Origin of the sequence: Frateuria sp. GZRe14 (assembly GCF_051900395.1) — a bacterium.
Lineage (GTDB): Bacteria > Pseudomonadota > Gammaproteobacteria > Xanthomonadales > Rhodanobacteraceae > Frateuria_A > Frateuria_A edaphi.
On record NZ_JBHZGJ010000001.1, the window covers coordinates 2,593,857 to 2,607,299 of the forward strand.

At 68.3% G+C, this 13,443-nt stretch carries 11 protein-coding genes; 6 read left to right on the forward strand and 5 right to left on the reverse strand.

Annotated features, from left to right (window positions below):
* Together hutG and gorA are read right to left on the reverse strand one after the other, a co-directional pair.
* Nucleotides 1-777, reverse strand: coding sequence for an N-formylglutamate deformylase (gene hutG, locus ACFWZ1_RS11815; RefSeq protein ID WP_439666540.1), 777 nt, complete (start codon nucleotides 775-777; stop codon nucleotides 1-3).
* A 30-nt stretch (nucleotides 778-807) separates the two neighbouring features.
* Complete coding sequence (gene gorA, locus ACFWZ1_RS11820) at nucleotides 808-2,151, reverse strand: glutathione-disulfide reductase (protein ID WP_439666541.1); 1,344 nt, start codon at nucleotides 2,149-2,151, stop codon at nucleotides 808-810.
* A gap of 133 nt (nucleotides 2,152-2,284) precedes the next feature.
* Here gorA and ACFWZ1_RS11825 point away from each other — a divergent pair, with 133 nt between their 5' ends.
* Nucleotides 2,285-3,727, forward strand: coding sequence for a hypothetical protein (locus ACFWZ1_RS11825; RefSeq protein ID WP_439666542.1), 1,443 nt, complete (start codon nucleotides 2,285-2,287; stop codon nucleotides 3,725-3,727).
* Nucleotides 3,728-3,804: 77 nt separating this feature from the next.
* Nucleotides 3,805-4,362 (forward strand): C40 family peptidase, encoded by a 558-nt coding sequence (locus ACFWZ1_RS11830; RefSeq protein WP_231320830.1) that lies wholly within the window; start codon nucleotides 3,805-3,807, stop codon nucleotides 4,360-4,362.
* Nucleotides 4,363-4,513: 151 nt separating this feature from the next.
* Here ACFWZ1_RS11830 and ACFWZ1_RS11835 read toward each other — a convergent pair whose 3' ends face one another.
* Together ACFWZ1_RS11835 and ACFWZ1_RS11840 are read right to left on the reverse strand one after the other, a co-directional pair.
* Nucleotides 4,514-4,999 (reverse strand): FKBP-type peptidyl-prolyl cis-trans isomerase, encoded by a 486-nt coding sequence (locus ACFWZ1_RS11835; RefSeq protein WP_231320831.1) that lies wholly within the window; start codon nucleotides 4,997-4,999, stop codon nucleotides 4,514-4,516.
* A 36-nt stretch (nucleotides 5,000-5,035) separates the two neighbouring features.
* On the reverse strand, nucleotides 5,036-6,265 hold the full coding sequence (locus ACFWZ1_RS11840) for an MFS transporter (RefSeq protein WP_439666543.1): 1,230 nt from the start codon (nucleotides 6,263-6,265) through the stop codon (nucleotides 5,036-5,038).
* Nucleotides 6,266-6,487: 222 nt separating this feature from the next.
* Between ACFWZ1_RS11840 and ACFWZ1_RS11845 the strand changes: the two genes are divergently transcribed.
* The 3 genes from ACFWZ1_RS11845 (at nucleotide 6,488) to ACFWZ1_RS11855 (ending at nucleotide 10,442) form a co-directional block, all read left to right on the forward strand.
* On the forward strand, nucleotides 6,488-8,041 hold the full coding sequence (locus tag ACFWZ1_RS11845) for a M4 family metallopeptidase (RefSeq protein ID WP_439666544.1): 1,554 nt from the start codon (nucleotides 6,488-6,490) through the stop codon (nucleotides 8,039-8,041).
* Nucleotides 8,042-8,257: 216 nt separating this feature from the next.
* The gene (locus ACFWZ1_RS11850; RefSeq protein ID WP_439666899.1) at nucleotides 8,258-8,944 is read left to right on the forward strand and encodes a class I SAM-dependent methyltransferase; all 687 of its coding nucleotides are present in this window, start codon (nucleotides 8,258-8,260) and stop codon (nucleotides 8,942-8,944) included.
* 175 nt (nucleotides 8,945-9,119) lie between these two features.
* Nucleotides 9,120-10,442, forward strand: coding sequence for a DEAD/DEAH box helicase (locus ACFWZ1_RS11855; RefSeq protein WP_439666545.1), 1,323 nt, complete (start codon nucleotides 9,120-9,122; stop codon nucleotides 10,440-10,442).
* An 80-nt stretch (nucleotides 10,443-10,522) separates the two neighbouring features.
* Here the strand turns inward: ACFWZ1_RS11855 and fghA are convergent, their stop codons facing one another.
* The gene (gene fghA, locus ACFWZ1_RS11860) at nucleotides 10,523-11,362 is read right to left on the reverse strand and encodes an S-formylglutathione hydrolase (RefSeq protein ID WP_439666546.1); all 840 of its coding nucleotides are present in this window, start codon (nucleotides 11,360-11,362) and stop codon (nucleotides 10,523-10,525) included.
* Between the two features lie 152 nt (nucleotides 11,363-11,514).
* Here fghA and ACFWZ1_RS11865 point away from each other — a divergent pair, with 152 nt between their 5' ends.
* Entirely contained in the window at nucleotides 11,515-13,362 is a 1,848-nt protein-coding gene (locus ACFWZ1_RS11865; protein ID WP_439666547.1) for a DEAD/DEAH box helicase, read from the forward strand.
* Nucleotides 13,363-13,443 lie beyond the last annotated feature (81 nt).

The following is a 13,443-nucleotide window of genomic DNA, read 5'->3' on the forward strand; positions in this document are numbered from 1 at the left end:
TCAGGCGAGGCAGGCGCGCAGCAGCGGCTCGATCGCGTTACGCAAGACCGCGGCCTTGATTTCGTCCCAGTCGAAGCTGTCCTCGTCCATGTAGTTGCGCTGGGTCATCTCCAGCTGCACTGCATCGACGCCGTCGTCTGGACGTCCATACTGCCGCGTGATGTAGCCGCCCTTGAAGCGGCCATTCACCGCGTAATCGAAGCGGTCCTGCGCACCCAACACGTCCTCCAGCCGCTGCTGCAGCGACGGCGAACAACTCGCACCGTCGGCGGTACCGAGGTTCAGGTCGGGCAAGCGCCCGTCGAACAGCATCGGCACGCGGCTGCGGATCGAATGGCCTTCCCACAGCACCACGCGTCCGTGCAACGAGCGCAACCTCGCAAGTTCCTGCTGGAGCGCGGCGTGATAGGGACGCCAGTAATCGTTCACGCGGCGTTGAACTTCCGCCGCCTCCGGCTCGCCCTCCAGGTACAACGGCTCGCCATTGAAGCCGATGGTCGAAACAAGGCCGGTTTCGCGTTTGCCCGGATAGAGCGCGTGGCCGTCGGCCGGCCGGTTGAGGTCGACCACGTAGCGCGAGGCGAGCGGGCGCAGCAGGCTCGCGCCGAGCACCTGCGCCAGCGGTGCGTAAAGGCGCGCGACGTGCCAGTCCGTATCGGGCGAACGACGCGCCGCCGGATGCATGCGCGCGGCGATGTCGTCGGGAATGTGGCTGCCATCGTGGGGCAGGCTGATCAGCAGCGGGACGCTGCCCTGGTCGAGGCGGAAGATGTCCATCGGAGCAGTGTAACGCCGGCACCGCGACCCTCAGTGCATCAGCAGCAGTTCCTCCGAGGAGGTCGGGTGGATCGCCACCGCGCTGCGCAACTCGCGCCGGGTGAGGCCCTGGCGCATCGCCACGGCGAAGCCCTGCAGCATTTCGTCCACGCCCGGTCCCAGGACGTGCAGGCCCAGCACGCGCTCGTCGTCGCCCGTGCAGACGAGCTTCATGACGGTCGGTTCGCGCTGGCCCGCCACCGCGAACTGAAGCGGCACGAAGCGCTTGCTGTAGACCCGCACCGCATCGCCGTGGCGCGTCCTAGCCTCTTCCTCGGTCAGGCCGATCTTGCCTAGCGGCGGATCGGCGAAGACCACGGTGGGGATCGCCTGATAGTCGAACGAGGCTTCCGGCTGGCCGCCGAACAGCCGCTCGACGAGCGCATACCCCGCCGAAACCGCTACCGGCGTCAGCGCGGGACAGGCGGTGACGTCGCCGATGGCGGTGATGCCCGCGACCGTGGTGTTCTGGTGTGCATCGACCTGGACGAAACCCTTTTCGTCGCGCGCCACGCCGACCTCCTCCAGTCCGAGCGCATCGCTATTGGGCTCCCGTCCGACCGCCCACAGCACCGCCTCGTACGGTCCGTGCGCGGCGCCGCGGGCATCATCCAGCAGCAGCGCGCCTGCTTCGCCGCGGGCGCCGTTGACGTTGCTCTGCGGCGTGATGCGGATGCCCTGTGCGCGCATCTGCGCGGCGAGCGCCTGCACCACCTCGGCATCGAAGCCGTCGAGCAGCTGCTTGCGGATCAACAGCTCGACCTCGCAGCCCAGCGCGCGCAGCAGGCAGGCAAATTCGGTCGCGACGTAGCCGCCGCCGACGATGCCGATTGAACGCGGCAGGGTCCGCATCGAAAAGATGTCGTCCGACACCATGCCCAGCTCGAAGCCCGGCAGGGGCAGCCTCCGCGGTCGTGCCCCGGTGGCGATGGTGATCTGCGACGCGCGGTACTGCTTGTCGCCGGCCTGCACGGTATCGCGTGCCAGCAGGCGACCCGCCGCGCCGATCCACGTCACGCCGGCTTCCTGCAATCGCGCGGTGTAGCGTTCGCGGATGCCTGCGATGTAGCGATCGCGCAGCAGGCGGAAATGGTTCCAGTCCAGCCGGCCGGGCGTGAGGTCGAAACCGTAGTCGACCGCCAGCGCTTGCGCATGCGCAAGTTGCGAGGCAAACCAGAGCGCCTTTTTCGGTACGCAACCCAGGTTCGCACAGGTGCCCCCCGGCGGGCCCGGTTCCATCAGCGCCACCCTGGCGCCGTACCGTGCCGCGCGCTGGGCCACCGTCAGTCCGCCGGACCCGGCGCCTAGCACGATCAGGTCGAAATCGCTAGTCATGCCGCCTCCGTTGGCTTGCGTTTTCCAGCATGCCTTCCTGACGGTGACGGACGTGAGCAGGCACGTCCGCGTGCCCCTTGCCTGAAGGCCTGGTGAAATCTAGTCTGGCCCTGACCCTTCGAGGGAAAGCCGAATGCCCTTTCGCTTCTCCACCGTCCTTGCCCTCGTGCTTGTTGCTGCGTCGATCCACGCCATGCCGGCGCGCGCCAGCGAGGTCTCCTCGCGGCAGCTGCTGGAGGCGATGCGCGGCACCAACGAACTGGGTCGCTACGGCTATCTGCTGCAGGCCATCCCGCGGCTCGATGCGCAGGACAAGCCGACGGCGCAACAATACTTCGCCTTCAGCGAAAGCGAGCTTGGGCTCTATGGAGAGGCGGTACGCGATTTCCCGCTGAAGGCGCGCCTGCCCGCAGATACCGTGCTGCCCTCGCCCCTCGAATGGCAGGCCGCCGATGCGGTGGACACCATCGTCGACCTGGCCGCGCGGCGGCGCGTGGTGATGGTCAACGAGGCGCACCACGACGCCCATACACGACTGCTCACGCTCGCGCTGCTGCCGCGGCTGCGCGCGCTCGGCTTCACCCATCTGGCCATCGAGGCACTGCTGGAAGACGGCGATGCGCTGCGCCAGCGCGGCTACCCGACCGGTCATAGCGGCACCGAATACGTGCGCGAGCCCGTGTACGGCGAAATCGTGCGCGAGGCGCTGCGCCTGGGCTACGTGCTGGTGCCCTACGAGTCGACCACGCTCGGCGGGCAGGACCGCGAAGCGGAACAAGCACGCGCGCTCTACCGGAAAGTGTTGGCGGGGAACCCGAAAGCAAAGCTGTTCGTCCACGCCGGTTATGCGCACATCGACAAGGCGAAGGGGCGACTGGGCGACGTGCTGCCGATGGCGGCACGCTTGCAGGCACTGACCGGCCTGGACATCCTCAATATCGACCAGACCGAGCTCCGCGAGGAGGAACCCTTCAACGAGCTCGAGGCGTACCGGATCGTCAAGAACGCGGTGCGTACCGGCGATTCCCTGCGTGGCGTGCCGCAGAACGGCCTGACGCCCCAGCTGGACACGCGTGTCGCCCTGCGCGAGCCCTACCACCAGCTTGTCGCGGCCTTCCACCCGCAGCGGGCCATCGTGCTGCGCCACGTGGGGGATGGACGGCTGTGGAGCGCGCGCCCGCGGCTCTACGACATGAACGTGATCCTGCCGCCGGCCAACGAGCATGTCAGTTCCTACGTGCGCGACCGCGTGATCTCGTTGCAGATCGGCGGCAAGGCCACCATCGCACTTCCTCCGGCCGCCGACGGGCATCGTCCGGACTGGCTCTCGCTGAATGGCAGGCGCGTGGCGGTGGCGGTCAGTCCCGGCCTTTGCGAAGGGGCTTTTCCCTGCCTGGTGGAAGCCCACTACGCCGACGAGGCGGACGACGCCGTGGCCGCCGACCGTTACGTGTTCCTGGAAGGCGGCAGCGACAACACGCTCTGGCTGCGTCCCGGGCGCTACCGCCTGCGCACCATGAATGCCGCGGGCAAGGTGCTGGCCGAACGCCCAATACAGGTCGACGCGACGCATTGAAACTTGCAACCTGGCCTCACGAGCTTGACGCAAACCCTTGATTGGCTAAGCTCGGGTAAAACACTGCCGAGGTTGCCATGACTGCGTCCGGATGCCGTACCGCCGCCGCGCGACTGCGCCTGGCCATGGTCGGGACGGCAGTGCTGCTGCTGGCCGCCTGCGCCGGCACCCCGCATCGGCGCGAGCCTACGTTCAAGAGCTCGCATTCGTCGCTGGCGGACCTGCCCGCGAAGGCGCCATCGGCGGCGAGCGCCGGAACCGCCAACGATGTGTTGTTCCGCGCGATCGCGCTGGTCGGCACGCCCTACCACTGGGGCGGCAATACTCCCGAGGGCGGTTTCGACTGCAGCGGGCTGGTCGACTACATCTATCGCAACGCGGCGGACATCCTGCTGCCGCACAGCTCGCGCGCCATGTCCGACGTGGACGGCCGCAAGGTCAGGCGCATGACCGACCTGGCCAGTGGCGACCTGGTGTTCTTCGACATCGGCGGGGACATCAGCCACGTGGGCGTGTATGTCGGCAAGGGACGCTTCGTGCACGCGCCCAACAGCGGCGGCACGGTGCGGCTGGACGACATCGACGGGCCGTACTGGCGGGACCACTTCGCGTTCGGGAAGCGGTTGCTGGATTGAGGTGAATCCAGCCTTCTTCCGCAGGAGGGAGCAAAGAGAACGGCGGGGACAGGAGCGTTCCTCATCCCGATGCTCCGGCGGAAGAACGGCAAAGAAAACGGCGCCCGAGGGCGCCGCTTCGGTCATCGTTTGAAGCGCAGCCCGGCGCGCTTCAGTGCGCCTCCTGCCCCGGCGGATGCGCGTGACCGTGCTTGATCTCGTCCTCGGTGGCGTCGCGCACTTCCTCGATTGCCACGTCGAAATGCAGCGTCTTGCCGGCCATCGGATGGTTGAGGTCCACGTCGATCGTGCTCATGCCCACCTTGTGCACGGTCACGGCGCGATGGCCACCCTCCTTCAGCGACAGCACCGTGGCCATCCCCGGCTTGAGCTTGTTCGCCTGCTGGAAGTACTTCTTGGGCACGCGCTGGATGCGTCCGTCCTCGCGTTCGCCATAACCCTCGGCCGGGGCGATGTCCGCTGCAAGCGTCTCGCCCGCCTCGTGGCCTTCCAGCGCCTTTTCCAGACCAGGAATGAGTTGGCCGTGGCCAAGCAGGATCCACAGCGCCTCGCCGTTGTCGTGCGAACTCTCCACCTTGTCGCCATCCACCGTGAGCGTGTAGTGGAACGCGATGACCTTGTCCTTGCCTGCCTTCATTGCCTGTCTCGTTGGGGTGCAAAGACCGCGATTCTATCAGTCCGGCGCCCGGACGAAGCCCACCCCACGCGCCTCCGGGCCCAGCCAGGCGAGCAGCGCCAGCACCACTGCCACCACCGCGATCCACGCCGCCATGGCGAAGGCGTAATCGCCACCGTGCGCCTTGGCGATCCAGGCCTGCGCCGTGGCGGTGACCGCAGCCAGCAGGTTGCCGGTCTGATAGGCGAAGCCTGGCAGTGTGCCGCGCACGTGGCCCGGCGAGAGCTCGTTCAAATGCGTGGGCACCACGCCCCAGGCGCCCTGCACCATCACCTGGATAAGGAACGCGCCCGCGCCGTAGAGCACCAGCGTGCCGCCGTACATCCACAACGGAATCACCGGGATCGAAAGCAGTGCGGCGATCACGATCGCGCGCCGCCGCCCGATCCGCTCCGACAACGCGCCGAAGAACAGCCCGCCCACCAGCGCACCCAGATTCAGCAGCGCCACCAGCACGAACGCAGCGGTGGAACCCGTCGGCAAGTGCAGGTTGACCTCCTCGAACGTGTGGTAGAGGTCCTGCGATCCATGGCTGAACATGTTGAACGCGGTCATCAGCAGCATCAGGTACAACGCCAGCTTCCAGTGCCCGCGCATGGCCTCGCGCAGACCACGCCGTGGTGCGGAACGCTGCTGCTTCCATACCGGCGACTCGGGCACCTTGCGACGGATGTACAGCACCAGCAACGCCGGCGCGGCGCCCACGACGAACAGCCCACGCCAGCCGATGTGGTCGATCAGCAGCCAGTTGGCCAGCGCGCCGAGGAAGAAGCCGCAGGGATAGCCGCTCTGCAGCAGGCCCGAAACGATGCCGCGCGCCTTCGGCGGAATCGCTTCCATCGCCAGCGACGCGCCGATGCCCCACTCGCCACCCATGGCGATGCCGAACAGGAAGCGCAGCACCAGCAGCATCGTCAGCGAGGTGGAAAACGCGGTGGCCAGCTCGAACAGCGAGAACAGCACCACATCCAGCATCAGGATCGGCCGCCGGCCGTAGCGGTCGGCCAATCGCCCGAAGATCAGCGCGCCGAGGGGCCGTGCGGCCAGCGTGAGCAGCAGAGCCAGCGTGACGTCGGTCTTGTCCACCCCGAACTCGTTGGCCACGCCGACGATCACGAAAGTCAGCAGGAAGTAGTCGAAGGCGTCCAGCGTCCAGCCCAGGAAGCTGGCCAGCACGGTGTGGCGCTGGTCATGGTCCAGCTCACGCAACGTGGACAGAACACTCATGCGGCCGCTCCCAGCATCGAGACCGGTCATCAGGCTAGCACGCGGTCCCAGGGGGGCCGCCGCCAGGATGCTGCGCGGCAGGATGACATGCTTCCCGGAACGGCGTAGGTTGCCCTGTCGGCACGTTCGCTTCCTGGGGAGGATCGGCGAGTGCCGATGTGACGGCGCGACGAGGCAGGACGCCCCCGACCGCCCATCCATTTCCTTGGGAGGGAAACACCAATGATGCAAAAACCGCTTGCCGGCGCTCTGCTGGGCGCCCTCGGCCTGCTCGTGGCCACCGCTGCCCAGGCTGCCACGCCGAGCCACATCCATGCGCCCGCGCTGGGCCACCTGAGTTCCAGCGCGCTGAACCAGCGTCTGGGCATGGACCCGCAGGCCTCGCTGGCCCCGGGCCTTCAGCTGCGCACCGCCCACGGCACGATCAAGACCCGTGAGCACCAGATGTTCCGCGGCGTGCCGGTGTACGGCCGCAGCGTGGTGGTCGAACGCGATGCCGCCGGCAACGTGCGCAGCGTCGATGGCCACCTGTCCAATGGCCTGGGCTTCGACCTGGCCTCGGTCACGCCGCGCCTGAGCGGCGCCCAGGCGCTGGCCGCGCTGCGCCAGCATGCCGGCTTCCTGCCCTACGGCATCGGCGCCCACGCGATCTCCGATGCCAGCCTGCAGAACGTCAAGCACGAGCTCTACGTCTACGCCGAAGGCAAGAAGGCGCGGCTGGTCTACCTGACCTCGTTCTTCGACGACCACAACGGCCGCCCGACCCGTCCGACCGCGATCATCGACGCCAACACGGGCGCGGTGGTGAAGAGCTGGGAAGGCCTGACCACCAAGGGCAAGCCCGGTGGCGGCGGTGGTGGCGGCACCGGGACGGCGGCCAGCGCCAATGGCCCGGGCGGCAACCAGAAGACCGGCCAGTACTTCTACGGCACCGACTATCCGGCGCTGGCGGTTACCCAGTCGGGCAGCACCTGCTCGATGGTCAACCCGAACGTGAAGACCAACAACATGAACCAGAGTCGCACCCGCGCGACCCTGTGGACCTTCACCTGCCCGACCAGCAGTGGCGACGGCATCAATGGTGCCTACTCGCCGATCAACGACGCGCACCACTTCGGCGCCGTCGTGCACGACATGTACAACGCCTGGTTCGGCGCGCCGCCGCTGAACATGCAGCTGGTGATGAACGTGCACTACAGCCGCAACTACGAGAACGCGTTCTGGAACGGCTCGTCGATGAACTTCGGCGACGGCGCGAGCTACTTCTACCCGCTCACCGCGCTGGACGTGACCAGCCACGAGATCAGCCACGGCTTCACCGAACAGCACTCGAACCTGCAGTACTCCGGCCAGTCCGGCGGCATGAACGAGGCCTTCTCGGACATGGCCGGCGAAGCGGCCGAGTACTACGACCGCGGTGCCAACGACTGGCTGGTCGGCGCCGACATCACCAAGACCGACCCGGCACTGCGCTGGATGTGCACGCCGAGCAAGGATGGCGGCTCGATCGACAACGCCTCGCAGTACTACAGCGGGCTTGACGTGCATTACTCCAGTGGCGTCTACAACAAGGCGTTCTGCACGCTGGCCAAGACCTCGACCTGGAACACGCGCAAGGCGTTCGAGGTGTTCGAGCGTGCCAACGCGATGTACTGGACCGCCACCGCCACGTTCAACTCCGGCGCCTGTGGCGTGGAGAACGCGGCGGACGACTACGGCTACTCGCGCAGCGACGTGGTGGCCGCGTTCAATGCGGTGGGCGTGACCTGCCAGTAAAGCTGTCATCCATGGTTGTACCCACGAGCCCGGCCCTGCGCCGGGCTCGTTCTTTTCACCCGGCACGCGTCCGCCCGCCCGCACATGCGCTACTTGCACATCCGGCGCTTGCAGCCTGCCTATACTGGCTTCCCGCCCCCGGAGCCCGGCCATGCCACGATCGTCCCGACACGCGTTCCGACACCCGGCCATGCCGCCGGAGCGCCAGCCTTGACGGTGCGCCCGCGGCATCACCTCGACCGGTCGATGCGCGCCACGTTGTCGGCGCGCTTCACCGGGTTCAACCAGCGACAATACGTGCGCGGCAAACTGGCGAGCGACCCGGTGTACGGGGCCGTCGCCCGGTTGCTGCAGGAAGCCCCGCCCTTCCCGCTGCTCGATGTCGGTTGCGGCATCGGCCTGCTCGGGCACTACCTGCATGGCTGCGGCGCGCTGCGGAGCTATGTCGGGATCGACCACGACGAGCGCAAGATCGCCACCGGCCGCCGCGCCGCGGCGGCGATCGGCGACGCGCTGGATCTGCGCTGCGCCGACGTTGCCGACCTTCCGGATTTCCGCGGCCACGTCAGCCTGCTCGACGTCCTGCATTACCTGCCGGCGGCGCGCCAGTCCCCGCTGCTCGAACAGCTGGCCACCCACGTGGCTCCCGGAGCGCAGTTGATGATCCGCAACGTGTTGCGGGCGAAGCACTGGCGCTTCCACGCCACCGTGCTGGAGGAGCACGTGCTGCATGCCACCGGCTGGATGCGCGTGGGCGCGGACCATTACCCTTCCGCACAAGAGGTGACCGCGCCGCTCGAACGCGCAGGCCTCGTCACCACGCTCACCCCGCTGTGGGGACGCACCCCCTTCAACAGCTACCTGATCGTGGCCCGGCGGCCGGCTGCCGCGTCTTCGCCGTAGGCGTGCCCCCGGGGACGACCGCCTCCAGTTCAGGCCAGCGGCCCCACAGGCAGGCTCGTGCCGCTTGCGCTATACTGCGCGGACGGCTTAGCAGCCGTTGCGGTCTTCAACCGCCCCTTCCCCATATCGCAACGCGGTTCTGAAAGAACGCTCCGGGTTGCACAGGAGTGTTTTCATGTCTTTCGAATCGCTGGGCCTTGCGCCCGCGTTGTTGCGCGCGCTTGCCGACCAGGGCTATACCCAGCCCACCCCGATCCAGGCCGGCGCCATCCCGTTGGTGCTGGAAGGTCACGACCTGCTCGCGGCCGCGCAGACCGGCACCGGCAAGACCGCCGCCTTCGCGCTGCCCTTGCTGCAGCACCTTTCCACCGCCGGCGCCACGCAGACCCGCCGTCCGCGCGCACTGGTCCTGACCCCGACCCGCGAGCTGGCCGCCCAGGTGCACGACAACCTGCGCGACTACGGCAAGCACCTGCGCGTCTCCAGCACCACCATCTTCGGCGGTGTCGGCATGGGCCCGCAGATGCAGGCGCTGCGCCGCGGCGTGGACGTGGTGATCGCCACGCCCGGCCGCCTGATCGACCACATGCAGCAGCGCTCGGTCGACCTCTCCGGCGTCGAAGTGCTGATCCTGGACGAGGCCGACCGCATGCTCGACATGGGCTTCCTGCCCGCGATCAAGCGCATCCTCCAGTCCGTGCCGAAGCAGCGCCAGACGCTGCTGTTCTCGGCCACCTTCGCCGAGCCGATCAAGGCGCTGGCGATGCAGTTCATGCGCTCGCCGCGCGAGGTGTCGGTCACGCCGCCCAATACCGTGGCGCCGACCGTCACCCATCACGTGCATCCGGTCGATGCCTCGCGCAAGCGCGACCTGCTGCTGCACGTGCTCTCGCAGGACAGCCGCCGCCAGAGCCTGGTGTTCAGCCGCACCAAGCACGGCGCGGACAAGCTGGTGAAGTTCCTGGAAACCTCCGGCCTGCGTGCCGCCGCGATCCACGGCAACAAGAGCCAGAACGCGCGCACCAAGGCGCTGGGCGACTTCAAGAGCGGCCGCATCACGGTGCTGGTCGCCACCGACATCGCCGCCCGCGGCATCGACATCGACCAGCTGCCGATGGTGATCAACCACGATCTGCCGATGGTCGCCGAGGATTACGTGCACCGCATCGGGCGCACCGGCCGTGCCGGCTCCGAGGGCATGGCCGTGTCGCTGGTCAGCCACGATGAATCGGGTCTGCTGCGCGACATCCGCAAGCTGCTCAAGCAGGAAATCGCGATCAGCGACGTGGCGGGCTTCGAACCCTCCACCCCGCTGCGCCTCGACGCCGGTGCGCCGCGTCCGGTGCAGGGCCAGCGCCAGCCGCGTCCCGCGCGCAACGGTCATGCGAGCCATGGCGGCAACCATGGCCAGGGCCGTGCGCCTGCCAACGCCGGCCGCAACAACCGTCGCCGCAGCCGCCCCGCCGGCGGCGCCACGCGGCCGGAAACGCGCGGCTGACCGAAAGCGTTCGACGCGCTCGCTTCGAGCCTTCCACCCAAGGCGGGGGAAGGCTCCGACAGGCGCTCTGGGACCGACTGCTACACCAGCGCTTGTGCGTGATGGCGCAGGTGATCCTCGATGAACGTGCTGATGAACCAGTAGCTGTGGTCATAGCCCGGCTGCCGGCGCAGGACCAGTGACTGGCCGGCCCCGGCGCAGGCCTTCTCGAACAGCTCCGGACGCAACTGCTCGGCGAGAAAGCGGTCGGCCTCGCCCTGGTCGATCAGGATCGTGCCGGGAAAGGTTCGTCGTTCCACCAGCGCGCAGGCGTCGTAGTCGGACCAGGACTGCCGGTCGTCGCCCAGGTACCGGGCGAACGCCTTCTGTCCCCATGGCACCCGGGATGGCGCCACGATGGGCGCGAAGGCCGACACCGAGCGGTAACGCTGCGGGTATGCCAAGGCCAGGGTGAGCGCGCCATGGCCGCCCATCGAATGGCCGCACACGCCCGCGCGGGCGACGTCCAGCGGAAACCGCTTCGCAAGGAGCGCAGGCAGTTCATCGACAATGTAGTTCCGCATGGCAAAGCGCGACGCCCATGGCGCCTGCGTGGCATCGAGGTAGAACCCCGCACCTTCGCCGAACTCCCAGTCGCCCGTGGCGCCGGCAAAACCGGTATCGCGCGGGCTGGTGTCGGGCATTACCAACGCCAGGCCCAGCTCGGCCGCGAGCCGCTGCGCGCCGGCCTTGATGGTGGCGGTCTCTTCGGTGCAGGTCAGCCCGGCGAGGAAATACAGCACCGGACAGGCCTGGCGCTCCGCCTGCGGCGGCAGGAAGACCGCGAACCGCATCGGGCCACACGCCTCGGACACGTGCCGGTAGAAACCCTGCACGCCGCCGTGGCAACGCTGCTCCGACAGCGTTTCGACCATTGTCATCGCTTCGCTCTCCAACCACACAAGCGCCCGATCATAACCACGGCCCGCCCACGCCACGTGTACCCGACGCCGACGCCACTGCGGCGAGGCTGCTAGAATGCCGCGCTGCGCGGCGCCGCCCTTGCTCGCCGCTGCCCATATCCGAGGTTCCCATGTCATCCCCCGTTCCAGGTCCCACGCCGGCCGACCACGACCCGGCGCCGGCCGGTTTTGCCGCGCTCGCGCTGCGTCCCGAAATCCAGCAGGCGCTCGCCGACGTCGGCTATGAGTCGCCCTCCCCGATCCAGGCCGCCACGATCCCGCCGCTGCTCGAAGGCCGCGACGTGCTCGGGCAGGCGCAGACCGGCACCGGCAAGACCGCCGCGTTCGCGCTGCCGATCCTCTCGCGCATCGAGGCCAGGCCCGGCAAGCCGCAGGCGCTGGTGCTGGCGCCCACGCGCGAATTGGCCATCCAGGTGGCCGAAGCGTTCCAGCGCTACGCCGCGCACATTCCCGGCTTCCAGGTGCTGCCGATCTATGGCGGCCAGAGCTACGGCCCGCAGTTGCACGCGCTTCGCCGCGGCGTGCACATCGTGGTCGGCACGCCGGGCCGCGTGATCGACCACCTGGACAAGGGCACGCTGGATCTTTCCGACCTCAAGTATCTGGTGCTCGACGAAGCCGACGAGATGCTCCGCATGGGCTTCATCGACGACGTCGAGAAAGTCCTCGAGGCGACGCCGCCGACGCGCCAGGTCGCGCTGTTCTCCGCGACCATGCCGGCGCCGATCCGCAAGATCGCGCAACGCCACCTGAAGGAGCCGGTCGAGGTCACCATCAAGTCCTCGACCACCACCGCGGCGAACATCCGCCAGCGCTACTGGTTCGTCTCGGGCATGCACAAGCTCGATGCGTTGACCCGCATCCTGGAAGCCGAGCCGTTCGACGCGATGATCATCTTCGCGCGCACCAAGCAGGCGACCGAGGAACTGGCCGAAAAGCTCACCGCGCGCGGACTGGCCGCCGCCGCGATCAATGGCGACATCGCCCAGCCGCAGCGCGAGCGCGTGATCCAGCAGCTCAAGGAAGGCAAGCTGGACATCCTGGTCGCCACCGACGTGGCCGCGCGCGGTCTGGACGTCGAGCGCATCAGCCACGTGTTCAATTACGACATCCCCTACGACACCGAAAGCTACGTGCACCGCATCGGCCGGACCGGCCGCGCGGGTCGCAGCGGCGAGGCGATCCTGTTCGTCACGCCGCGCGAGAAAGGCATGCTGCGCGCGATCGAGCGGGCCACCCGCCAGCCGATCGAAGAGATGAAGCTGCCCACCGTCGAGGCGGTCAACGATGTGCGCATCGCCCGCTTCAAGCAGCGCATCACCGACACCATGGCGCAGGGCGAACTGGGCCAGTTCCAGCAGTTGATCGAGCAGTACGAGCAGGAGCACAACGTGCCGGCGCTCGAGATCGCCGCCGCGCTGGCGCGGATCGCACAGGGTGACCGCCCGCTGCTGCTGGCGCCGCCACCCAAGCGCGAGTACGAGCGCCGCGAGCCGGCGCCGCGTGAAGCGCGCGAGCGCGATGGCGAACGCCGCCCGCCGCACGAGCGCAAGCCGCGCGAGGCCCGCGAAGGCGCCCCGCCGCGGAACTTCGACAGCCGCCCGCCGCGCCCGCACAGCGCACCGGAGCCGGGCAAGCGCACCTATCGCATCGAGGTCGGCCACGAACATGGCGTCAAACCCGGCAACATCGTCGGTGCCATTGCCAATGAAGCCGGCCTGGAAAGCGGATTCATCGGCCGCGTCAGCATCCGCGGCGACTACAGCCTGATCGACCTGCCCGACGGCATGCCCAAGGAGGTGTTCGATCACCTCAAGAAGGTCTGGGTAAGCCAGCAGCAGCTGCGCATCAGCGAATGGGACGGCACGGAAGAGCCGGCCGGCGCCACGCCACCGCGCCGGCCACGGCCGGGCGGATTCAAGCCCCGCCCGGGTGGGAAGCCGCCGCGGCACAAATGAAGCGTCGGGCGGGCCCTCAGGCCTGCGGCCTGCGCTCAGGGTGAGTGGCTTAGGGAAGGGTGGGTTTGTCTACAAGCCCGC

Coding starts and splice junctions, on each gene's coding strand:
- gorA (WP_439666541.1), bottom strand. CDS start 2,151: ATGACTAGCGATTTCGACCTGATCGTGCTAGGCGCCGGGTCCGGCGGA.
- ACFWZ1_RS11840 (WP_439666543.1), bottom strand. CDS start 6,265: ATGAGTGTTCTGTCCACGTTGCGTGAGCTGGACCATGACCAGCGCCAC.
- ACFWZ1_RS11825 (WP_439666542.1), top strand. CDS start 2,285: ATGCCCTTTCGCTTCTCCACCGTCCTTGCCCTCGTGCTTGTTGCTGCG.
- ACFWZ1_RS11830 (WP_231320830.1), top strand. CDS start 3,805: ATGACTGCGTCCGGATGCCGTACCGCCGCCGCGCGACTGCGCCTGGCC.
- ACFWZ1_RS11845 (WP_439666544.1), top strand. CDS start 6,488: ATGATGCAAAAACCGCTTGCCGGCGCTCTGCTGGGCGCCCTCGGCCTG.
- fghA (WP_439666546.1), bottom strand. CDS start 11,362: ATGACAATGGTCGAAACGCTGTCGGAGCAGCGTTGCCACGGCGGCGTG.
- ACFWZ1_RS11865 (WP_439666547.1), top strand. CDS start 11,515: ATGTCATCCCCCGTTCCAGGTCCCACGCCGGCCGACCACGACCCGGCG.
- hutG (WP_439666540.1), bottom strand. CDS start 777: ATGGACATCTTCCGCCTCGACCAGGGCAGCGTCCCGCTGCTGATCAGC.
- ACFWZ1_RS11855 (WP_439666545.1), top strand. CDS start 9,120: ATGTCTTTCGAATCGCTGGGCCTTGCGCCCGCGTTGTTGCGCGCGCTT.
- ACFWZ1_RS11835 (WP_231320831.1), bottom strand. CDS start 4,999: ATGAAGGCAGGCAAGGACAAGGTCATCGCGTTCCACTACACGCTCACG.